At 73.5% G+C, this 20,460-nt stretch carries 19 protein-coding genes and 1 pseudogene; 10 read left to right on the forward strand and 10 right to left on the reverse strand.

Annotated features, from left to right (window positions below):
- Positions 1 to 8 precede the first annotated feature (8 nt).
- Positions 9 to 932: an arginase family protein gene (locus HZF07_RS02115; protein ID WP_157346620.1), complete on the forward strand. Its 924-nt coding sequence runs from the start codon at positions 9 to 11 to the stop codon at positions 930 to 932.
- On the opposite strand, the gene HZF07_RS02120 is transcribed toward HZF07_RS02115, so the two are convergent.
- A complete protein-coding gene (locus tag HZF07_RS02120; RefSeq protein WP_157346622.1) occupies positions 907 to 1,560 on the reverse strand; it encodes an NAD(P)-dependent oxidoreductase in 654 nt (217 codons plus the stop codon). The genes HZF07_RS02115 and HZF07_RS02120 overlap by 26 nt on opposite strands.
- Before the next feature lie 131 nt (positions 1,561 to 1,691).
- Between HZF07_RS02120 and HZF07_RS02125 the strand changes: the two genes are divergently transcribed.
- Entirely contained in the window at positions 1,692 to 2,651 is a 960-nt protein-coding gene (locus HZF07_RS02125) for an AraC family transcriptional regulator (RefSeq protein WP_181644663.1), read from the forward strand.
- Positions 2,652 to 2,685: 34 nt separating this feature from the next.
- On the opposite strand, the gene HZF07_RS02130 is transcribed toward HZF07_RS02125, so the two are convergent.
- Positions 2,686 to 4,752: a 3-hydroxyacyl-CoA dehydrogenase NAD-binding domain-containing protein gene (locus HZF07_RS02130; RefSeq protein WP_157346625.1), complete on the reverse strand. Its 2,067-nt coding sequence runs from the start codon at positions 4,750 to 4,752 to the stop codon at positions 2,686 to 2,688.
- Positions 4,752 to 5,957 (reverse strand): thiolase family protein, encoded by a 1,206-nt coding sequence (locus tag HZF07_RS02135; RefSeq protein WP_157346627.1) that lies wholly within the window; start codon positions 5,955 to 5,957, stop codon positions 4,752 to 4,754. The genes HZF07_RS02130 and HZF07_RS02135 overlap by 1 nt, the downstream gene beginning before the upstream one ends.
- A 174-nt stretch (positions 5,958 to 6,131) precedes the next feature.
- Here HZF07_RS02135 and HZF07_RS02140 point away from each other — a divergent pair, with 174 nt between their 5' ends.
- From HZF07_RS02140 to HZF07_RS02160, 5 genes are all read left to right on the forward strand, one after another.
- Positions 6,132 to 7,067, forward strand: coding sequence for a proteasome assembly chaperone family protein (locus HZF07_RS02140; RefSeq protein ID WP_181644664.1), 936 nt, complete (start codon positions 6,132 to 6,134; stop codon positions 7,065 to 7,067).
- Positions 7,067 to 7,921 (forward strand): acyl-CoA thioesterase, encoded by an 855-nt coding sequence (locus HZF07_RS02145; RefSeq protein WP_157346629.1) that lies wholly within the window; start codon positions 7,067 to 7,069, stop codon positions 7,919 to 7,921. Before HZF07_RS02140 ends, HZF07_RS02145 begins: the two co-directional genes overlap by 1 nt.
- Positions 7,918 to 8,808, forward strand: a complete 891-nt coding sequence (locus HZF07_RS02150) for an acyl-CoA thioesterase (protein WP_157346631.1) — start codon at positions 7,918 to 7,920, stop codon at positions 8,806 to 8,808. Before HZF07_RS02145 ends, HZF07_RS02150 begins: the two co-directional genes overlap by 4 nt.
- Positions 8,809 to 8,815: 7 nt before the next feature.
- Positions 8,816 to 9,931, forward strand: a complete 1,116-nt coding sequence (locus HZF07_RS02155) for a DNA glycosylase AlkZ-like family protein (protein ID WP_181644665.1) — start codon at positions 8,816 to 8,818, stop codon at positions 9,929 to 9,931.
- Positions 9,932 to 10,069: 138 nt separating this feature from the next.
- Positions 10,070 to 10,684, forward strand: a complete 615-nt coding sequence (locus HZF07_RS02160) for a sigma-70 family RNA polymerase sigma factor (protein WP_157346633.1) — start codon at positions 10,070 to 10,072, stop codon at positions 10,682 to 10,684.
- 6 nt (positions 10,685 to 10,690) lie between these two features.
- Here HZF07_RS02160 and HZF07_RS02165 read toward each other — a convergent pair whose 3' ends face one another.
- Entirely contained in the window at positions 10,691 to 11,500 is an 810-nt protein-coding gene (locus HZF07_RS02165) for a MaoC family dehydratase (RefSeq protein ID WP_157346635.1), read from the reverse strand.
- Complete coding sequence (locus tag HZF07_RS02170; RefSeq protein WP_157346637.1) at positions 11,500 to 12,834, reverse strand: 3-oxoacyl-ACP reductase; 1,335 nt, start codon at positions 12,832 to 12,834, stop codon at positions 11,500 to 11,502. Before HZF07_RS02170 ends, HZF07_RS02165 begins: the two co-directional genes overlap by 1 nt.
- 97 nt (positions 12,835 to 12,931) lie before the next feature.
- On the opposite strand from HZF07_RS02170, the gene HZF07_RS02175 reads away from it, so the two are divergent.
- On the forward strand, positions 12,932 to 14,209 hold the full coding sequence (locus HZF07_RS02175; RefSeq protein ID WP_157346639.1) for an acetyl-CoA C-acetyltransferase: 1,278 nt from the start codon (positions 12,932 to 12,934) through the stop codon (positions 14,207 to 14,209).
- A 73-nt stretch (positions 14,210 to 14,282) separates the two neighbouring features.
- Here HZF07_RS02175 and HZF07_RS02180 read toward each other — a convergent pair whose 3' ends face one another.
- Together HZF07_RS02180 and HZF07_RS02185 are read right to left on the reverse strand one after the other, a co-directional pair.
- Positions 14,283 to 14,963 (reverse strand): TetR/AcrR family transcriptional regulator, encoded by a 681-nt coding sequence (locus tag HZF07_RS02180; RefSeq protein WP_157346641.1) that lies wholly within the window; start codon positions 14,961 to 14,963, stop codon positions 14,283 to 14,285.
- Between the two features lie 54 nt (positions 14,964 to 15,017).
- Positions 15,018 to 16,535, reverse strand: a complete 1,518-nt coding sequence (locus HZF07_RS02185; RefSeq protein WP_157346643.1) for an ATP-dependent DNA ligase — start codon at positions 16,533 to 16,535, stop codon at positions 15,018 to 15,020.
- Positions 16,536 to 16,576: 41 nt separating this feature from the next.
- Here HZF07_RS02185 and HZF07_RS24285 point away from each other — a divergent pair, with 41 nt between their 5' ends.
- Entirely contained in the window at positions 16,577 to 17,593 is a 1,017-nt protein-coding gene (locus tag HZF07_RS24285) for an App1 family protein (protein WP_157346645.1), read from the forward strand.
- 1 nt (position 17,594) lies between these two features.
- On the opposite strand, the gene HZF07_RS02195 is transcribed toward HZF07_RS24285, so the two are convergent.
- Complete coding sequence (locus HZF07_RS02195) at positions 17,595 to 18,542, reverse strand: helix-turn-helix transcriptional regulator (protein WP_181644666.1); 948 nt, start codon at positions 18,540 to 18,542, stop codon at positions 17,595 to 17,597.
- Positions 18,543 to 18,596: 54 nt separating this feature from the next.
- Between HZF07_RS02195 and HZF07_RS02200 the strand changes: the two genes are divergently transcribed.
- Positions 18,597 to 19,148 (forward strand): cysteine hydrolase family protein, encoded by a 552-nt coding sequence (locus HZF07_RS02200; protein ID WP_157346647.1) that lies wholly within the window; start codon positions 18,597 to 18,599, stop codon positions 19,146 to 19,148.
- Between the two features lie 8 nt (positions 19,149 to 19,156).
- Here the strand turns inward: HZF07_RS02200 and HZF07_RS02205 are convergent.
- Positions 19,157 to 19,333 (reverse strand): annotated as a pseudogene (locus tag HZF07_RS02205) (Rieske (2Fe-2S) protein); the annotation flags it as partial.
- 308 nt (positions 19,334 to 19,641) lie between these two features.
- On the reverse strand, positions 19,642 to 20,427 hold the full coding sequence (locus HZF07_RS02210; RefSeq protein WP_157346651.1) for an enoyl-CoA hydratase/isomerase family protein: 786 nt from the start codon (positions 20,425 to 20,427) through the stop codon (positions 19,642 to 19,644).
- Between the last annotated feature and the right edge of the window lie 33 nt (positions 20,428 to 20,460).

Below are 20,460 nucleotides of genomic sequence, written 5' to 3' on the forward strand. Positions count from 1 at the left end.
GTGTGACGATGGCCGACGTCGAGCTGATCGGGGTGCCCTTCGACGGCTACGGCCGCCCGGGCAACCAGGCCGCGGCGTCGCAGGCCCTGCGGTCAGCCGGGCTGGCTGGCGCCTTCCCCGGCCACCGGGTCACCGACGGCGGGGACCTGGCGCTCCCGGCACCGGACCCGAGCCGCGGCGAGCACACGTCCTTGGTCAACGAGACGGCGCTGCTCGCGATGGTCGACCGCCTCGGCGAGCGGGTCGCGCGGGTGGTGGAGGGCGGGCGGTTCCCCGTCGTGCACGGCGGCGACTGCACCACGCTGCTCGCCACGATCCCGGCGCTGAGTGACACCGGGCCGGTCGGCCTGCTCTTCCTCGACGGTCACGAGGACACGATGCCGCTCGACGTGTCGGAGGACGGAGAGGCCGCGAACACCGAGATCGGCTTGCTCCTCGGCCTCACGGGCGGCCTCCTGCGCGGTCCACTGAGCGCCCGGCGGGGCGTCCTGGGCAGGCAGCACCTCGCGGTCCTGGGCCCGCGCGACGAGGACTGGCGCCGGCGCTTCAACGTGGGCTCGCTGCGCGACCTCGGGGTGTGGTTCCGCGACTCGCGCGAGACCGCGGCCCGACCCGAGGAGTGCGGGCGGGAGGCGGTCCGGCACCTGGGGGCCGCCGCCCGGCGCTGGTGGCTGCACGTCGACCTCGACGTGCTGGACCCGCGCGTGCTCCCGGCGCAAGGAGTCCCGGGGGACCCGGGCACCCCCGGCGGTCTCGGCTGGGAGGCGCTGACCGCGGTGCTCCGTGCCGCGTTGGGGGAGGGCGGCTGCCTCGGCTGGAGCCTGGCGATCTACGACCCCGAGCAGGATCCGGACCGCCGCGACGCGGACCGGATCGTCGAGCTGGTGGCCGACGTGGCGCCGCTCATCAGCCAGCAGCCTCCGACACGGTGAGCACCCGCCCGACGAGCGCATCCTGCTCGAGCGCGTCCGCGAGGACCCGGGCCACCTGGCGGCGCGAGACGCGCATGCTGGGCGGCCGCTCGCCGGAGCCGACGTACGGCGCCGCCTCGGTCGGCTCGTCGTGCAGGACCGTCGGCTGGACGATCGTCCACTCGAGACCGCTCGCGCGCACCAAGCGCTCCTGGCGCTCGTGGTCGTCGACCTGCGGCCGGATCGCGAGGCTGAAGAACGCCTTGAGCGCCAGCGGGAGCTCCGCGTAGGACTCCCCGATCCCGTAGACCGAGAGGATCGCGATGCGCGGGACGCCGTGCTCGCGCATCGCCGCGACCACGCCCGCCGTGCCCCGCGAGCGGACGTCGAGCGGCGAGCTCGCGCGCCGGGTCAGCCGGACCCGGAACGGGTTGTCCGGGATGCCCAGCGTCACCGCCACGGCGTCCTGCCCGATCATCGCCTTGGCCAGCGCCTCGCGGTCGAGGACGTCACCCGCGACGTGGTGCACCCGCTCGTCCCCGCCGCCCGGCTGACGCGCGTACGCCGTCACGAGGTGCCCGCGCTCGGCCAGCTCGCTCACCAGTGCGGCACCCGTGCCGCGGCTCGCACCCACCACCAGAACCTTCATTGTCGTCTCCTGCTCTCTCCGGCCCGGACCGGTTCCGGGGTGCTTCCAGCCTCGGACGGCCGCGCTGGACTTTCAATGCCACAAATGCCGGAGAACTTGATCCTGCGTCCAGCCCGGCGCACACTGGCCGGGTGGACCGGGACGTGCTCTCCGAGACCCTCGCCGACTTCGGGATGACCGGGGTGTTCTACGCCGCCTCGGACCTCTCGGCCCCGTGGGGCATCGCGATCCCGCCGCTGCCGGGCACGGTGGTGTTCCACCTGGTGACGGCCGGCGAGCTCGTGCTGCAGGTCGACGGGGAGACCACGCGGATGGGCGCCGGCGACATCGTCCTCGTGCCGCACGGCACCGGCCACGACATCGTGGACGCCCCGGGCAGCCGGACCGTCCCCCTGTTCGACCTGCCACGCGCCGAGGTCGGCGACCGCTACGAACGGCTCCGCATCGACGGCGGCGGAGCGCGCACCGAGCTCGTCTGCGGCGCGGTGAGCTTCACCGGGCTCGGCGTCGCCCGGCTGCTGCGCAGCCTCCCGCCGGTCCTCCCGGCCGTGCGCGCGGACGACCTGACCTGGATGCGCGCCGCCTTCGAGGTGATCGGCGCGGAGTCGCAGCACCCGCGCCCCGGCAGCGACGTCGTCACCGCGCGGCTCGCCGACATCCTGGTCGTCCAGGCCGTCCGCAGCTGGCTGGAGACCGCAACGCCCGGCGACGGCTGGGTCGCCGGCCTGCGCGACCCGCAGCTGGGCCGGGCGCTGGCGGCGTTCCACGCCGAGCCGGGCGCACCGTGGACGCTGGAGTCCCTGGCCGCGCAGGCCGGGATGTCCCGGTCCGCGTTCGCCGCCCGCTTCCGCGACCTCCTCGGTGAGCCGCCCATGTCCTACGCGACCGCGTGGCGGATGGACCTCGCCGCTCGGCTGGTGCGCGAGCGCGAGCTGCCCCTGGCGCGGGTCGCCGAGCGCGTCGGCTACCAGTCCGAGGCCGCGTTCAACCGCGCGTTCCGGCGAGCCCACGGGATGGCGCCGGGAGCGTTCGCGCGGCACGACCACAGCCTCCTCGAGCACGTCACCACGCACGAGGCGGGCCACCGGTGACCGGCGACCCGCCTCGTCAGGAGCTGAGCGCAGCTCAGTGGAAGGAGCCGAGGCCCTCCCGCTCGAGCAGCATCGTCAGGCCGCCGTTCCAGAACGAGAACCCGGCCCCGGTGATCATCGCGAGGTCGAGGTCCTCGGCCGCGACGACGACACCCTCGTCGAGCATCCGCCGGGCCTCGTCGGCCAGGCCGGTGAGCACCCGGGTGCGCACCTCCTCGGGCGAGAGGACGACCGGCGACGCCGGCTTCTCGAGCAGCGCCTCGACCTCGGGGTCGAGGTTGCCGTCCGGGCCGTAGTACGACGACTTCCTCGCGGCCACCACGCGCTCGAGCGCCGGCGAGACGTAGAAGCGGTCGGGGAACGCACCGTGCAGGGTCTCGTTGTTGTGCAGGGCGATCGCGGGACCGACCAGCGAGAGCAGCACGAACGGCGGCATCGGCGCGACGCCGGCGAACGCACCGTCGGCGACGGGCACCGGGGTGCCCTCGTCGACGATCCGGCCGACCTCGCCCATGAAGCGGCCGAGCAGGCGGTTGACGATGAACGACGGGCTGTCGTTGACCAGGATCGTGGTCTTCTTCAGCGCCTTGCCGGTGGCGAACGCCGTGGCGAGCGCCTCGTCGGAGCTCCGCTCGCCCTTGACGATCTCCAGCAGCGGCATCACCGCGACGGGGTTGAAGAAGTGGAAGCCCACGACCCGCTCGGGGTGCTCGAGGTCGGCGGCCATCTCGGTGATCGACAGCGACGAGGTGTTGGTCGCGAGGATGCACTCCGGCGAGACGGCCTTCTCGACGTCGGCGAAGACCGACTTCTTGACCGACATCTCCTCGAACACGGCCTCGATCACGAAGTCGGCGCCGGCGAAGCCCTCGCCCTTGTCGACCGAGCCGGTGACCAGCGCCTTGTGGCGGTTGGCCTTGTCGTTGTTGATCCGGCCCTTGGCGAGCAGCTTGTCGATCTCGGCGTGCACGTAGGCGACACCCTTGTCGACGCGCTCCTGGTCGAGGTCGGTCAGCACGACCGGCACCTCGAGGCGACGCACGAAGAGCAGCGCCATCTGCGAGGCCATCAGGCCCGCACCGACGATGCCGACCTTGGTGACCGGGCGCGCGAGCGACCGGTCGGGAGCGCCGGCGGGCCGCTTGGCCCGCTTCTGCACGAGGTCGAAGGCGTAGAGGGAGGCCAGCAGCTCCGGGGTGCGCGACATCGCCTCGAGCGCGTCGTCCTCGGCCGCGAAGCCCTCGTCGCGCGACGCCGTCCTGGCCAGCGCGATCAGCTCGACGGCCTTCTTCGCCGCCGGGCTGGCGCCACCCGTGCGCGACTGGACGATCGCCTCGCCCCGTGCGACCGCGGCATCCCAGGCCTCGCCACGGTCGACGGCCGGGCGTTCGACGACGAGCTCGCCGCGCAGGACCGCGTCGGCCCAGAGCAGCGACTGCTCGAGGAAGTCGGCACCGGAGAACACGGCGTCGGCCAGCCCGAGCTCGTACGCCGCGGCGCCGCCGACCGTCTTGCCGTTGTTGAGCGGGTTCTCGAGGATGAGCGTCACCGCCTTGTCGGCGCCGACGAGGTTGGGCACCAGGTAGGCGCCACCCCAGCCGGGGACCAGGCCGAGCATGACCTCGGGCAGGCCCAGCGCCGGGGCGCTGTCCATCACCGTGCGGTAGGTGCAGTGCAGCGCGACCTCGAGGCCACCGCCGAGCGCGAGGCCGTTGACGAAGCCGAACGACGGCTTGCCGCCGTCCTGCAGCTTGCGGAACACCGCGTGGCCGAGCTCGGCGACGACCCGGACCGCGTCGGGGCCACCGCCGGCGATCGAGGTGAGGTCCGCGCCGGCCGCGAGGATGAACGGCTTGCCGGTGACCCCGAGGGCGGTGATCTCGTCGTCGGCGAGCGCCGCGTCGATCGCGGCGTCGAGCGCGATCAGCGAGCGCGGGCCGAACGTGTTGGGCTTGGTGTGGTCCTCGCCGTTGTCGAGCGTGATCAGGCCGAGCACCGCGCCGCTGGTCAGTGTGACCTTGCGCAGGTGGGCCTGGGTGACGCGCTCGGCGTCGGAGGAGATCTCCTGGGCGCGGGCCAGCAGGTTCGTCAGGTCGCTCATCAGGCAGCCTCTCCAGTCCAGTTCGGGTTCTCCCAGATGACGGTGCCGCCCATGCCGATGCCGATGCACATCGTGGTCAGGCCGTAGCGCACCTCGGGGCGCTCCTCGAACGCCCGCGCGAGCTGGGTCATCAGGCGCACGCCGGACGACGCCAGCGGGTGGCCCATGGCGATCGCGCCGCCGTAGGGGTTCACGCGCGCGTCGTCGTCGGCGATGCCGAAGTGCTCGAGGAACGCCAGCACCTGCACGGCGAACGCCTCGTTGACCTCGAAGGCGTCGATGTCGTCGATCGTCAGGCCGGCCTGCTTGAGCGCCTTCTCGGTCGCCGGGATCGGACCGGCGCCCATCACCTCGGGCTCGACGCCCACGAAGGAGTAGGACACCAGGCGCATCCTCACGGGGAGGCCCAGCTCGCGGGCGGTCTCCTCGTCGGCCAGCAGCGCGGCGGTCGCGCCGTCGTTGATGCCCGCGGCGTTGCCCGCCGTCACGTTGCCGTGCGGGCGGAACGGCGTCTTCAGCGCGGCCAGCGTCTCCATGGTCGTGCCCGGTCGCATCGGCTCGTCGCTGGTGGCCAGGCCCCAGCCGAGCTCGGCGGAGCGGGTGGCGACCGGCACCAGGTCCGGCTGGATCTTGCCGGCGTCGTACGCCGCGGCGGTCTTGTCCTGCGAGCGGACGGCGTAGGCGTCGACGCGCTCCTTGGTGATCGACGGGTAGCGGTCGTGCAGGTTCTCGGCGGTCTTGCCCATCACCAGCGCGTCGGGGTTGACGATGCGCTCGGAGAGGATCCGCGGGTTCGGGTCGACGCCCTCGCCCATGGGGTGGCGGCCCATGTGCTCGACGCCGCCGGCGATCGCCACGTCGTACGCGCCGAAGGCGATGCCGGACGCGGTCGTGGTGACCGCGGTCATCGCGCCCGCGCACATGCGGTCGATCGCGTAGCCCGGGACGCTCTGGGGGAGCCCGGACAGCAGGGCGGCGGTGCGGCCGATGGTCAGGCCCTGGTCGCCGATCTGGGTGGTGGCGGCGACCGCGACCTCGTCGACGCGGTCGGGCGGCAGCTCGGGGTTGCGGCGCAGGAGCTCACGGATGCACTTGATGACGAGGTCGTCGGCGCGGGTCTCGGCGTACTGGCCGTTGGCCTTGCCGACGCCGAACGGGGTGCGCACGCCGTCGACGAAGACGACCTCTCGCAGCTGGCGGGACAACAGGGTCTCCTCTGGGTGGGGCAGGCTCGATCGAGCAAAGGTTACCCCACGGTAACAAGCGCTCCGGACCCGCCCCGACGACGGCCCGGTGACCCGCGGAACACCGGCGCGCCCACTACGGTTGGACCGACCGACCGGCCGGAGTGGCCGGTCGTCGAGTCGAGGAGGCGCGTGGTGGAGCGGGACCGGTTGGTGCACATCGTGGACGAGGTGCCCGGGCTCGACGACCGGACCGCCCTGACGATGGTGCTGGTGCTCGACGGCTTCCTCGACGCCGGCAACGCGGCCGCCCGGGCGGCCCAGCACCTCATCGACCTCTCCGACGGCCCGGTCGTGGCGACGTTCGACGTCGACCAGCTCCACGACTACCGCGCCCGCCGGCCACCGATGACGTTCGCGCGCGACCACTACACGGGGTACGACGCGCCGCGGCTGGTGGTCCGGCTGCTGCGCGACACGGGCGGCACGCCGTACCTCCTGCTCCACGGTCCGGAGCCCGACAACCGGTGGGAGGCCTTCTGCCGGGCGGTCCGCGAGGTCGTGGAGCGGCTCGGCGTGACCCGGGTGGTCGGCATCGGGTCGGTGCCGATGGCGGTGCCGCACACCCGGCCGATCGCGCTCACCCCGCACGCCAACGACCCGTCGCTGCTCACCTCCGACAGCCCGTGGCGGGGCGAGCTGCGGATCCCGAGCAGCGCCCAGGCGCTGCTGGAGCTGCGCCTCGGGGAGTGGGGCCACCCGGCGCTCGGGTTCGTCGCCCACGTCCCGCACTACCTCGCGCAGATGGACTATCCGCTCGCGGCCGCGGCGCTCCTCGAGCAGGTCGAGATCGCCGGCCGGCTCACGATCGACCTGTCCGGGCTGCGGGCCGAGGCCGACGACCGGGACGCCGAGATCGCGGCGTACCTCGCCGACAACAGCGAGGTCGCCGAGGTCGTGGCCGCGCTGGAGCGGCAGTACGACGCGTTCGAGCGCGCCGAGGAGAGCGGGCAGAGCCTGCTGGCCGCCGACCAGCCGCTCCCGACCGGCGAGGAGATCGGCCGCCAGTTCGAGCAGTTCCTCGCCGGCCTCGACGGCCCGGAGGAGACCGACCAGGAGGGCCGGGGCTGATGCCACGCGACGCCGCCGAGCTGCTCGAGCTGCTCGACCTCGAGCGCATCGACGACGACCTCTACCGGGGCGCCCAGATGCCCACGACCCGGCCGATGGTGTTCGGCGGCCAGGTCGCCGCGCAGGCGCTGGTCGCCGCGTCGCGCACGGTCGAGGAGCCGTTCACCGCCCACTCCCTGCACTCGTACTTCCTGCAGCCCGGCGACCCGCGCACCCCGACGATCTACGACGTCGAGAACCTGCGCGACGGCCGGTCGTTCGTCACCCGCCGGGTGATCGCCCAGCAGCACGGGCGGCCGATCTACGCGCAGACGGTCAACTTCCACAAGACCGAGCCGGGCCTCGAGCACGAGGAGCAGATGCCGGACGTGCCGGGCCCCGACGACGCCTCGGTGCACCGCATCAGCACCCGCGCCCAGGAGGAGCTGCACGCCGACCAGTGGAACGTCGCCGACATCCGGATCGTCGGCAACTCCGCCAGCGGGCTCGAGCCGGACCCGCTGCACCCGGCCCGGCAACGGGTCTGGCTGCGGGTCTCCTCGCCGCTGCCCGACGACGCGGCCGCGCACCGCGCGGCCTTCACCTACCTCTCCGACATGACGCTGGTCGGCGCCGCGATGGCGCCGCACGGCATCAGCTTCGGCAAGGGCGACGTCTTCGTCGCCTCGCTCGACCACGCGGTGTGGTTCCACCGCCCGTTCCGCGCGGACGAGTGGTGGCTCTACGACCAGTTGTCGCCGTCCGCATCGTCGGGGCGCACGCTGGTGCTGGCCCGGGTCTTCACCCAGGACGGTCGGCTCGTCGCATCGGTCGCGCAGGAGGCCGTGATGCGGCCGCGGAAGGACCGCTCATGACCAGCGACCTCACGCCGACCCGGGAGCTCGTCGACCTGCTCGACCTCGAGCCGCTCGACGTCGACCTCTTCCGCGGCAAGCAGCCGGAGTCCCAGCGCGCCCGGGTCTACGGCGGCCAGGTCGCCGCGCAGTCGCTGATGGCCGCCGTCCGCACGGTGCCGGAGGAGTTCTCGCTGCACTCCCTGCACTCCTACTTCCTGCGCGGCGGCGACTACGCGGTGCCGATCGTGTACGACGTGGAGCGGCCGCGCGACGGACGGTCCTTCGTCACCCGCCGGGTCGTGGCTCGCCAGCACGGCCGGCCGATCTACTACCAGACCCTCAACTTCCAGCGCGCCGAGGAGGGCTACGACCACCAGGACGTGATGCCGGAGGTCGGCGCCCCCGAGACCGGCTTCGACCTGGTCGAGGTGATGCGCAAGGGCGGCAACGCCGAGGCCGACGCGCTCGGCAAGGAGTGGGGCGCCCTCGACGTCCGCTGGCTCGGCAACACCCGCTACGGCCTCCCGCCCGACGACGGGCACGTCTCCCAGGCGCGGATGTGGGTCCGGCTGCGCGAGGGGCTGCCGGACGACCCTGCGGTGCACCTCGCGGCGTTCACCTACGCCAGCGACGTGAGCCTGCTCGGCTCGACGCTGTCGGTGCACGGGATGAACCCGTCGAAGATCCAGATGGCCTCCCTCGACCACACACTGTGGTTCCACCGGCCCTTCCGCGCCGACGAGTGGTGGCTCTACGACCAGTGGTCGCCGACCGCCGTCGGGGCCCGCGGGCTCGCCTTCGGCCGGATCTTCACGGCCGACGGCACGCTGGTGGCGACCGCGGCCCAGGAGGGCCTGATCCGCCCGCGCGGGGACGACTTCGAGGGCCCCGGCACCCAGGCGTGAGCCGCCCGTGACCGAGCCGCACCGCCTCACCCGCGCCGACGCGCGCCGGCTGGCGGTGCGCGCGCAGCTGCTCGCCGAGCCGCGGCCCACCGACCTGCTCGACGTCGTGCGGCACCTGACGGTGGTCCAGGCCGAGCCGACCAGCGCGATCGCGCCCAGCGCCGACCTGTTGCTCGGCAGCCGCCTCGGCCCGGCGTACGACGTCGACGATCTGCGCGCCGCGCTCGACGAGCAGCGGCTGATCGAGCACCAGGGCTTCATCCGCCCGATCGAGGACATGGCGCTGCTGCGCGCCGAGATGGCGGTCTGGCCCGGCACCGGCGACCTCAAGGACTGGGAGCGCGGGCGCGCCGCGTGGGTCGAGGCCAACGATCTCTGCCGACGCGACCTGCTCGACCGGCTCCGGCGCGACGGTCCGCTGCCGACCAGCGAGCTGCCCGACAGCTGCGAGGTGCCGTGGCGCTCGTCGGGGTGGAACAACGACCGCAACGTCGTGATGCTGCTGGCGCTCATGGTCGCCCGTGGGGAGGTCGCCGCAGCCGGAAGGGACGGCCGCGCGCAGCTCTGGGACCTCGCCGAGCGGATCTACCCCGAGGACCCGGTGCCTCCCCTCGAGCAGGCGCGCCAGGTCCTGGCCGAGCGGCGGCTCCGGTCGCTGGGGATCGCCAGGGCGAGGATGGCGGCCGTGCCGGGGGAGCCGTTCGCGGTCGGCGAGGTGGGGGAGCCTGCGGTCGTCGAGGGCGTGCGCGGCGCCTGGCGCGTGGACCCCGCCCTGCTCGACGCAGGCTTCGCCGGGCGGACGGCGCTGCTCTCGCCGTTCGACCGGCTGGTGCAGGACCGCAAGCGGATGGTCGAGATCTTCGAGTTCGACTACCTGCTGGAGATGTACAAGCCGGCCGCCAAGCGGCGGTGGGGCTACTACGCGCTGCCGATCCTGCACGGCGACCGGCTGGTCGGGAAGCTCGATGCGTCGGCCGACCGGGCCGAGGGGGCGCTCGTGGTGCGGGCCGTGCACGAGGACGAGCCGTTCGACGAGGCGACGACCGCGGGTGTCGATGCGGAGATCGAGGTGCTCGCGGGGTGGCTCGGCCTCGACGTCGTCCGCCTGGACCGGGCGGAGTGACCTGACGGGATCATCGGCAGGTTCGCGACGGGCCGAGGAAATAGTCTCCACAACTCCTCAGGTCCCCGCGGCCGGCGGCGATGTGAGGGGGTGACCTCGGCGCACGCCGATCCGCTGTCTCGGGGACAGGGAGCTCACATGAAGAACTCGTACGTCGACGACTGGCCCGCGCACCCGGAGGCGGTCACGCCCGACGAGCTCGTGCTCGCGGCACTCCCGCTCATCGACGAGATCGTCGCCGACACGGTGCACCGGATCGGCCACCCGATCGACCGCGACCACCTCACCTCGGTCGCACTGGTCTCCGCGCTCGACGCGGCGACGGCGTACGAGTCCGAGCAGGACGGGCCGTTCCCGCGCTTCGTCTCCGCCCGCGTGCGCAGCTCGCTCCTCGACGAGATCCGCGGGGGCACCGAGCGGCGGGGGCCGGAGGGCCGCATGCCGGCCGACCCGGCCGAGGACGACGAGCCGCTCGTAGCCCTCTGCCAGGACCTCCGCGACCTCTCGGCGCGCGAGGTGGAGCTCGTGGACGGGCTCGTCGAGACCGACGACCCGAACGCCCTCGTGAAGCTCATCCAGGTGCGTACCGAGGCGCTCATGCTCGTCCACCGCGCGATGCTGGCCCGCGACACCGTGCCCGCTGGGACGCCGGAGGTGGCCGCTGCTCGTGGCTCGGCGTTCGCCGCGGTGCTCGGCCGCCGCCCGATGGTGCGCCGCCCGGCGCCGTCGCGGTGGCTGCGCCGCCAGGCCTGACCCGGCTCAGGCGGGTCCGGCTCGCCCCGCCAAGTGCGGCGCACCGCTCGAGGGCTTGCTGAGCGAGAACGCCCATCCCTCGGCGACCTGGCGGGCACCGAAGGCGACCGTGCCGGGCAGCAGCACCGGCTTCTTGAAGGCCACCTCGACGCTGGCCCGCTCGGGGATGCGGTTCTCCAGCGCACCGACGCACCGCGCCAGCGTCCACATCCCGTGTGCGATCTGCCGCGGGAACCCGAACGCCTTCGCGGTCAGCGGGTAGAGGTGGATCGGGTTCCGGTCACCGGACACGGCGGCGTAGCGCCGTCCCAGGTCGGCGGGCAGCCGCCAGGTGATGCCGTGCGTCGGGGCGACGGGGAACGACGGTCCCGGAGCGGCGTCGTCCGAGCCCGGCCCGCGCCGCAGGAAGGTCGACGTCTCCTCCCAGACCAGCTCGCCGCCGGCGTACGCCGTGGTCAGCAGGTCGAAGACCTGCCCCTTCGGGTGCGGGCGGAGGTCGGCGGGTCGCGCGGTCACCGACAGCCGTTCGGCGAGCCCGATCGGGCGATGCTGGGTGATGGCGTTGCCCAGGTGCACGGTGCCGATCGCGGGGAATGGGAAAGACGAGTCGGCCATGATCCGCAGGTGCAGGCCGAAGGCGAGCAGGTGCGGGTAGGTCAGCGGCACCGTGTCCTTGCGCGGGAAGCCGCACAGGTCGGCGTACGCCGCGACGTGGCGCTCGTCGATCGCGACGTCCTCACGGTCGAGGGCGAGGTCGGGGAGGCCGTCGGCCGGGCGGAGCTTGGGCAGCGCCGCCTTGATCAGCACCGGGATCATCAGGCACCCAGCATCATCTGGCCGCACACCCGGACCACGTTGCCGTTGACTGCGGTGGAGCCCGGGCTGGCGAGCCAGGCGATCGTCTCGGCGACGTCCACGGGCAGGCCGCCCTGCGCCATCGCGTTGAGGCGCTGGCCGACCTCGCGGGTGGCGAACGGCACCGCCGCCGTCATCTGGGTGATGATGAAGCCCGGCGCGACCGCGTTGATCGTGGTGCCGCGGTCAAGATCGTCGGCGAGCGAGTCGACGAGGCCGATCACGCCCGCCTTGGAAGCGGCGTAGTTGGTCTGCCCGACGTTGCCGGCGATGCCCGCGATCGAGGCGACGCCGACGATCGCACCGTTGTCGTTGACCACCTTCTCCTCGAGCAGGTGCCGGGTGATCCGCTCGGGCGCCGCCAGGTTGACCGCGATCACCGACTCCCACCGGTCCTCGGCCATGTTGGCGAGCTTCTTGTCGCGCGTGATGCCGGCGTTGTGCACCACCACGTCGACGCCACCGTGCTGCTCCGTCAGGTGCCGGGCGATGCGGTGCGGCGCGTCCTTGGCGGTGATGTCGAGGACGAGGTGGTCCCCGTCGAGCTCCCGCATCAGCGCCTGGAGCTCGCTGGCCGCCTGGGGGACGTCGACGCCGACCACGGTCGCGCCGTCGCGGTGCAGCACGCGGGCGATCTGCTCGCCGATGCCGCGGCTCGCACCGGTCACCAGTGCGACCCGGCCCTGCAGCGGCCGGATCCAGTCGGCGACGTCGGCGGCCTCCCGGCTCCCGTGGGCGCCGATGCGGACGACCTGGCCGGAGACGTAGGCGGACTTGGGGGAGAGCAGGAAGGCCAGCGTGCTGTGCACGGCGCCCTCGGCGCCGTCGGCGACGTAGACCAGCTGGACGGTGCCGCCGCGACCGATCTCCTTGCCGAGGCTGCGGGTGAAGCCTTCGAGGGCCCGCTGGGCGACCCGCTCCGCGCCCGTCGTCTGCTCCGGCGGCGTGCCCAGCACGACCACGCGCGGGCAGCGGTCGAGGCGGCGCAGCAGCGGGGTGAAGAAGTCGCGCAGCTCCACGAGCTCCGTCGCCGTGGTGAGGCCGGTGGCGTCGAGCACCAGGGCCTTGAACCTGTCGTCACCGGTGGTGTCGGTCGTCGACGCGATGCCCAGGGCGTCGAGGATCCCGGGGAGCTCGGCGGCCAGTCGACCCCGGCCGCCGACCGCGACCGTGCCCTCGACGAGCGGCCCGCCCTCGGCGTACCGGTCCAGCCGGGCGGGCTGCGGCAGGCCGAGGAGCTTGGTGACCTGCTTGCCGAGAGCGGACTGGGTGAAGCCCTGGTAGAGATCGGTCATGACGGAATTGCAACTCCTCGTGTAACTCGGTGTCCACATTTCGTGATCTGCCCCTCACAGCCTTCTCTTTCTCGGGCCCGCGAACAAGGATTCGGTCATGGTCACCACTCGCCGCGTCGCCGTGCTCGGCGGCAACCGCACGCCGTTCGCCCGCTCCAACACCGCCTACGCCGACGTCTCCAACCAGGAGCTGCTCACCGCCGCGCTCGACGGGCTCGTCGCCCGCTTCGGGCTGGAGGGCGAGCAGCTGGGCGAGGTCGTGGCCGGCGCCGTGCTCAAGCACGCGCGGGACTTCAACCTGACCCGCGAGTCCGTGCTGGGCTCGCGGCTGGCGCCCGAGACGCCGGCCACGGACATCCAGCAGGCCTGCGGCACCGGGCTCCAGGCGGCCATCCAGGTCGCGAACAAGATCGCGCTGGGCACCTACGACGTGGGCGTGGCCGGCGGCACCGACACCACCTCGGACGCTCCGGTCGCGATCAGCGACCGGCTGCGCAGGAAGCTGATGAAGGTCAACGCCGCCCGTGACACGGCCGGCAAGGTCAAGGCGCTGGGCGCGATCAGGCCGGGTGACATCGGGCTGGAGATCCCGCAGAACGGCGAGCCGCGCACGAAGCTGTCGATGGGGGAGCACGCGGCCCTGACCGCGCTGGAGTGGCAGATCACCCGCGAGTCCCAGGACGAGCTGGCCGCCGCGTCGCACCAGCACCTCGCCGCGGCGTACGAGCGCGGCTTCCTCGACGACCAGGTCACGCCCTTCCGCGGGCTGGAGCGGGACAACAACCTCCGACCCGACTCGTCGGTGGAGAAGCTCGGGAAGCTCAAGCCCGTCTTCGGCCGGGGCGAGGCGGCGACGATGACGGCCGGCAACTCGACGCCGCTCACCGACGGTGCGTCCGCGGTGCTGCTGTCGTCCGAGGAGTGGGCCGCCGCTCGCGGCCTGGAGCCGCTGGCCTACTTCGTGGACGCCGAGACCGCCGCGGTCGACCACGTGCACGGCAACGAGGGCCTGCTGATGGCGCCGGCCTACGCCGTGCCGCGGCTGCTCGCCCGGCAGGGGCTGACCCTGCAGGACTTCGACTTCTACGAGATCCACGAGGCGTTCGCCTCGCAGGTGCTCTCGACGCTGGCCGCCTGGGAGGACCCGATCTTCTGCAAGGAGCGGCTCGGTCTCGACGCGCCGCTCGGCGCGATCGACCGGGCGAAGCTGAACGTCAACGGCTCCTCGCTCGCCGCCGGCCACCCGTTCGCCGCCACCGGCGGCCGGATCGTCAACGTCGCCGCCAAGCTGCTGGCCGAGCGGGGCTCGGGCCGCGCGCTGATCTCGATCTGCGCCGCGGGCGGCCAGGGCGTCGTGGCGATCCTCGAGCGCTAACGGCTCGCCCGCGCGCACGGGACGTCATACGGACGGTGTGTCCCCTCCCACCATCCGTATGACGTCCGCGGGGTCAGCGGGTGGCCAGCGCGAGGGCGGAGGCGACCAGGTAGTCGCGGACCTGCTCGGGGGAGATCGTGCCGACGGTCGGGATGCCCGGGGCGGCCTCCTTCACCAGGATGCCGACGCGCGCGAGCTGGAGCGCGCCCAGGCCGCTGGCGTAGAGGGTGTTGGCGAGCAGCACCGGGTCCTCGACGGTGAACACGCCCCGCTCGACGCCGTCCTCGAGCACCTGGGTGAGCAGGGCGAGGCAGCCGGAGATGCCGCGGCCGAGGCGGAAGAGCGCGCCCTCGGAGATCTCGTCGAGGAGATCCGGACCGGTGCGCCGCATGATCGTCTGCGCGCAGTCGACGAACGCCGGATGCGCCACGCCGTACTCCACGAATGCGCCGACCAGTGCCCGCAGCTGCTGCTCGGGCCCGTCCGCCGCGCCGATCGCGTCGGCCATCGCGGCGCGCAGCTCGTCGAGGTACTCCACCAGCGTGAGGGCGAAGAGCTCCTCCTTGCCGGTGAAGTGCCGGTAGACGATCGCGCGGTTGATCCCGACCGCCTTCGCGATGTCCTCGATCTGCGCGTCGCGCACCCCGCGCTGGTCGAAGAGGCCGCGGGTGGCGCTGATGATCTCCCGCTCGCGCGCGCGGCGCCGGGCGGCCGCGGCGGTACGCCGGCCGTCGGTCTCGGGAGCGGTCGTCATGTCGACATCGTACGAGCGTGCAACTCGCGGTTGCACGGATGTGACCGAGACGGATCAGCCGGCCAGGAATCCGCGCACGGTCTCGACGGTGTCGATCTCGGTGACCGGCTTGTCGTCGCGGTAGCGCACGACGCGGGCGAAGCGGAGCGCGACCCCGCCGGGGTAGCGGGTGGAGCGCTGCACGCCGTCGATGGCGATCTCGACGACCTGCTCGGGGCGGACGTGGACGACGTGCCCCGCGCGGTGCGTCTCCAGCCCGAGGAACCGCTCGGTCTGCCAGGCGAGCATCTCGTCGGTCATCCCCTTGAACGTCTTGCCGAGCATCACGAGGTCGCCGGTGGCGGCGTCGCGGGCGCCGAGGTGGATGTTGGAGAGCCAGCCCTGGCGCCGTCCGGAGCCCCACTCCACCGCGAGCACGACGAGGTCGAGGGTGTGCACCGGCTTGACCTTGACCCAGGAGGCGCCGCGGCGGCCGGCGTCGTAGGGCGCGGTCAGCGACTTCACGACGACGCCCTCGTGGCCGGACCCCAGGGTGTCGGTGAGGAACTCCTCGGCCTCCTCCGGTGACGCCGTCACCAGCCGCGGCACCCGGTGCTCGGCCGGCACCAGCCGGTCGAGCGCCGCCGCGCGCGACGAGGCGGGGGAGTCCAGCAGGTCGTGGCCGTCGACGTGCAGCACGTCGAAGAAGTACGGCGTGACGCGCACGCCCGCCGCCATCGCGGTGCGGGAGGCGGTCTCCTGGAAGGGCCTCGGACGACCGTCGTCGCCCAGCGCCAGCGCCTCGCCGTCGAGCACGAACGACTCCGACGGCAGCGACAGCGCCACCTCGACGACCTCGGGCAGCCGGGCCGTGATGTCCTCGAGCGAGCGGGTGGCCACCACGACCGACGACCCGGAGCGGTGCACCTGGATGCGGATGCCGTCGAGCTTCACGTCGACCGCGACCGGTGCACCGCCACCCGCCTTGGCCAGCGCGTCGGCCACGGTCGGCGCCGAGGACGCGAGCATCGGCAGCACCGGCCGGCCGACCTCGAGCCCCACGGCGGCGAGCGCGTCGACGCCGACGAACGCGGCCCGGGCGACGGCGACCGTGGAACCGCCGAGCATCGCCGCCCGGCGGACGGCGGTCAGCGGCACCGACGCCGCCACGGCCAGGGCCTCCTGAACGAGCGAGTCGAGCGCGCCCTGACGGACCTCGCCGGTGACGACGCCGCGCAGCCACGCCTGCTCCTCGGCGGTCGCCCGACCGAAGAGGTCGGCGACCGCCGCCGAGCGCGCCGCCTGCGACCCGGCGCCCGCCAGCGACGCGAGCGCGTCGAACGCGTCATGGACCTCCGCGACCGTCAACGACGACGTCTCGGCCGGGGCGGGCAGCGCGGTCAGCCCGCGCCAGCCGAGCCCGGTGCGCCGCTGCCGCAGCGAGCCGCCGACGTAGGACGTGGCCGTCTCGAGCTGCTCGGGCGACTCCTCCGCGGCGCGCGCCAGCAGCGCCGCGATCGCGGCCACCTTCGCCTTGCGCGACCGGGTCGCGGCGACCGTCGAGGAGGTGGCGACGACGTCCGCGAGCAGCATGCGGCCATTCAACCCGAGCGCGCCGACAGTAGGTTGACGCTGTGAGTCGCAAGCAGTGGCTGCTCGTCGAGGCGGAGCGGTGGTGGGACGCCGCCCGCCTGCGCCGTCGCGCCGGCCGGACGCCCGAGCACTTCCGGATCGAGGCGTACGGCGGCCACGGTGGTCCGGCCGGCGTCGTCGTCCGCGGCCGCGTGCTCGACAACCCCCCGCCGTCCGAGGCCGTGGAGGGCGAGGGGCTGGGCGCGGCGATCCGGCGCAGCCTCGGGCAGTTCGTGACCGAGGAGCTGCCCGGCGTCCCCCTGAGGGTGACGGTCGGCGACGCCGGCGTCGACACCGTCACCGACCGGGAGGGCTACTTCCGCGTCGAGCTCCTCCCGGCCCACGTCGGCAGCCCGTGGGAGCGGGGCACGGTCGAGCTCGCGGGGGACTACCGCGGGCTCACCGAGAGGTACCCGACCCCGGTCGACGTCCTCGTCCCCGAGCCCGACGCCCGCTTCGGCGTCATCAGCGACGTCGACGACACGATCATCGAGACCGGGGTGCAGCGGGTCGGCGAGATGCTGCTGCAGACGTTCGCCGGCTCGGCACTGACCCGGACGCCGTTCGAGGGCGCGCCCGAGCTCTACCGCGACCTCGAGGACGGCCGGAACCCGTTCTTCTACGTCTCGTCCAGCCCGTGGAACCTGCACTCGTTCCTCACCGGCTTCCTCCGCCACCGCGGCTTCCCGATCGGCCCGCTGCTGCTGCGCGACCTCATCGGCACCAGGGAGGGCCGGGCCCGCAAGCACGAGCGGATCGAGGAGGTGCTCGCGCTGCACCCGGACCTGCCGTTCGTGCTGATCGGCGACTCCGGCGAGCACGACCCGCAGATCTACGCCGACATCGTGCGGTCCCACCCCGGCCGAGTCCTGGCCGTCTACATCCGGGAGGTGCGCCTCGACCCCGGCGACGGCCGGGTCGAGCAGGTCACCGACGCCTGGGACGCCGACGTGCCCTTCGTGCTGGCCGCCGACAGCGACGCCGTACGACGGCACGCGCAGTCGATCGGGCTGCTCTGACTCAGCGGCTCGCCACCGTGAGGCGGGCCGCGAGGCTCGCGAGTGCCGCGCGCACCTCGTCGCCCTGGACCACCCGGAACGACCCGGGCAGCGCAGCGAGCTGCTGGGCGTACGACGTCACGTTGCGGGTCGACCCGACCAGGCGGGTGCGCCGGTCGTCGACGGCCTCCAGGCGGCCCATGGTCCTGGGGATCGCCATCCGCACCTCCGCGAGCGGTGCGTCGACGAGCACCTCGACGGGGTGCTGCCAGCCGGTGCCGAGGTGCTCCTCGAGGGTCGTCACCGCATCCAGGCCGGCGGGCGGCTGGAAGGTCTCGGCCAGCACCTCGACCGACGCCACCCGGTCGATCCGGTAGGTGCGCACGTCGTCGGCGGTCACCGAGTGGCAGAGCAGGTACCAGCGGCCGTAGCGCACGACCACGGCCCACGGCTCCGCGACCAGCTCGCGGTCGTTGCCGCTGTCGGTCCGGTAGGCCAGCCGCACGCGGCGTCGCTCGGCGCAGGCCTCCACCAGGCTCACCGTGGTCGCCGGGTCGGGCCGGGCGGGGTCGCGCTGCGGCACCGGCGTGGCCGTCCGCCGGACCGCCTCCGCCTGGGCGGCGACCGCCCGGGGCAGCGCCGCGAGCAGCTTGCCGAGCGCCCGGCCCACGGGTCCGTCGTGGTCGGCGGCGTCGTGCTGGCCGTCGAGCGCCGCCATCACCAGGCCGAGCGCCTCGTCGGCGCGGAACCGCAGCGGCGCCGGCCGCACGCCGCGCCCGAGCCGGTAGCCGCCGGCCGGGCCGCGCACCGACTCCACCGGGATCTCGGCCTCCCGCAGGATCTCGACGTACCGGCGCGCCGCGCGCGAGGTGACGCCGAGCCGTCGGCCCAGCGCCTCGGCGGTGATGCCGGGCGTCTCCTGGAGCGCCTCGAGGGCGACCAGGGCGCGGGCCGTGGGGCTGGTCGACACGGATTTCTCCTGATGAGGAAGCAGATCGTCCGCTTTGGATCCTACGGTGCTCGCATGACGACTCTCCAGGACCGCCCCCACACCGCCCTCACCGTCATCGACGTGCAGAACGGCATCGTCGCCGGCGCCCACGAGCGCGACCGCGTGGTCGCCAACATCGCCGACCTCGTCGAGCGCGCCCGGACCCACGGCACGCCGGTGGTCTGGGTGCTGCACTCGCACCCCGAGCACCTCCCGCGCGACAGCGACGCCTGGCAGCTGGTGCCGGAGCTCGCGATCGCGGACGGGGAGCGGGTCGTGCACAAGACCTACGCCGACTCGTTCGAGGAGACCGACCTCGAGGACGTGCTCGCCGCGCTCGGCGCCGGGCGGCTGGTCGTCGCCGGGGCGCAGACCGACGAGTGCATCCGCTCGACGCTGCACGGCGCGCTGGTCCGCGGCTACGACGCCACGCTCGTCGCCGACGCCCACACCACCGAGGACCAGAGCGCCTACGGCGCCCCGACGCCCGACCTGGTGATCGCGCACACCAACCTCTACTGGACCTACCACCGCGCGCCGGGCCGCGAGGCCGGCACCGTCACCACGGCCGACGCGCAGGTCTGACACGGCGGCTACGCGAGCGCGATCTTCCCGTCCTCCACCGTGATCGGCACGGGCGTGAGCGGGCCGGGCGCCGGGCCGCCGACGTTGACCCCCGTCGTCATCGAGCAGAGGCTCCCGTGGCACGGGCACCGGATCTTGCCGTCCACCACCTCTCCGACCGGGCACCGCTGGTGGGTGCAGGTGCGGTCGAAGGCGTGCTCGAGGCGTCAGGGGTACTGGTCGGCGTGCCGGCCTCGGCCGGCTCGCCGGCTCGGCTGACCAGGCGGTCGGCGCCCGCCCCGGCGGCTGCGGCGCCGAGGATCGCGGTGCCGGTCAGGACATTTCGTCGGTTCAGGGATCCGGTCACGGTCTGCTCCTGGTCGGTCGACACCCGGTGTCCGCCGTCACGTGCGGAGGGATGGGACCACAGTGTGCAGGCGCGGTCGGACCCCGGTGACCGTTTCCCGAACTTGCCCGTCCGGAACCGGTCGCCCGAGGGAGGGGCCTGCGCAGCTCACCAGCCGGGCGGCAGGGTCGTGAAGTCCGGCTCGCGGCCCTCGGCGAAGGCCGTCAGCGCCTCGATGTTCGCGGGGCCGCCCATCAGCTCGGCGAAGGCGGCGTTCTCGCGCTGGCGCGCCTCCGCGATCCCGGCGCGCAGCGGCTCGGTCATCGTGCGCTTCACCGCCATCAGCGACGAGATCGGACGGGCGGCGAGCGCCTCGGCGTGCCGTCGTGCCTCGGCGAGCAGGTCGTCCGGCGCGCAGACCCGCCAGACCAGGCCCATCGCGAGCGCCTCGTCCGCGGAGATCCACTCGGCGGAGAGCAGCACCCACGCGGCGTCCTGGCGGCCGACCAGCCGGGGGAGCAGGTAGGACGAGGCGGCCTCGGGCGCGACGCCGAGGCTGGTGAAGGGGCACTTCAGCCGCGCCGTCGACGACATGAAGGCCAGGTCGGCGAACCCGAGGATCGTGGCGCCGATGCCGAGACCGACGCCGTTGACCGCGCAGACGAGCGGCTTCTGGAAGTCCACCAGCGCGTCGACGAGGCCGAGGAACCCGTGCTCGCCGGGCACGAAGTCCGGGTCGGTCGCCCGTGCGTGCATCTCCAGCAGGTCGGTGCCCGCGCTGAACCCGCGGCCGCTGCCGGTCAGCAGCACGACCGCCACGGCGGGGTCGTCGGCCGCCGCCCGGAGCGCTTCGGTCGTGGCGTCGTAGAGCGCCTCGTTGAACGCGTTGAGCGCCTCGGGCCGGTCGAGCGTGAGGGTCCGGACCCGGTCGCGGTCCTCGATCTGCAGCACCATGGGATCAGACTAGAACACGTTCTACCGTCGGTC

The sequence above is a fragment of the Nocardioides agri genome, assembly GCF_013778305.1.
Lineage (GTDB): Bacteria > Actinomycetota > Actinomycetes > Propionibacteriales > Nocardioidaceae > Nocardioides > Nocardioides agri.

What these genes read in the sequence shown, in the direction of transcription:
- HZF07_RS02130 (WP_157346625.1), bottom strand. Translation starts at nt 4,752, where the DNA reads ATGAGCGACCTGACGAACCTGCTGGCCCGCGCCCAGGAGATCTCCTCC.
- HZF07_RS02165 (WP_157346635.1), bottom strand. Translation starts at nt 11,500, where the DNA reads ATGATCCCGGTGCTGATCAAGGCGGCGCTGCCCAAGCTCCGCCCGGCC.
- HZF07_RS02185 (WP_157346643.1), bottom strand. Translation starts at nt 16,535, where the DNA reads ATGCTGCTCGCGGACGTCGTCGCCACCTCCTCGACGGTCGCCGCGACC.
- HZF07_RS02200 (WP_157346647.1), top strand. Translation starts at nt 18,597, where the DNA reads ATGACGACTCTCCAGGACCGCCCCCACACCGCCCTCACCGTCATCGAC.
- HZF07_RS02145 (WP_157346629.1), top strand. Translation starts at nt 7,067, where the DNA reads ATGCCACGCGACGCCGCCGAGCTGCTCGAGCTGCTCGACCTCGAGCGC.
- HZF07_RS02210 (WP_157346651.1), bottom strand. Translation starts at nt 20,427, where the DNA reads ATGGTGCTGCAGATCGAGGACCGCGACCGGGTCCGGACCCTCACGCTC.
- HZF07_RS02160 (WP_157346633.1), top strand. Translation starts at nt 10,070, where the DNA reads ATGAAGAACTCGTACGTCGACGACTGGCCCGCGCACCCGGAGGCGGTC.
- HZF07_RS02175 (WP_157346639.1), top strand. Translation starts at nt 12,932, where the DNA reads ATGGTCACCACTCGCCGCGTCGCCGTGCTCGGCGGCAACCGCACGCCG.
- HZF07_RS02180 (WP_157346641.1), bottom strand. Translation starts at nt 14,963, where the DNA reads ATGACGACCGCTCCCGAGACCGACGGCCGGCGTACCGCCGCGGCCGCC.
- HZF07_RS02170 (WP_157346637.1), bottom strand. Translation starts at nt 12,834, where the DNA reads ATGACCGATCTCTACCAGGGCTTCACCCAGTCCGCTCTCGGCAAGCAG.
- HZF07_RS02120 (WP_157346622.1), bottom strand. Translation starts at nt 1,560, where the DNA reads ATGAAGGTTCTGGTGGTGGGTGCGAGCCGCGGCACGGGTGCCGCACTG.
- HZF07_RS02115 (WP_157346620.1), top strand. Translation starts at nt 9, where the DNA reads ATGGCCGACGTCGAGCTGATCGGGGTGCCCTTCGACGGCTACGGCCGC.
- HZF07_RS02150 (WP_157346631.1), top strand. Translation starts at nt 7,918, where the DNA reads ATGACCAGCGACCTCACGCCGACCCGGGAGCTCGTCGACCTGCTCGAC.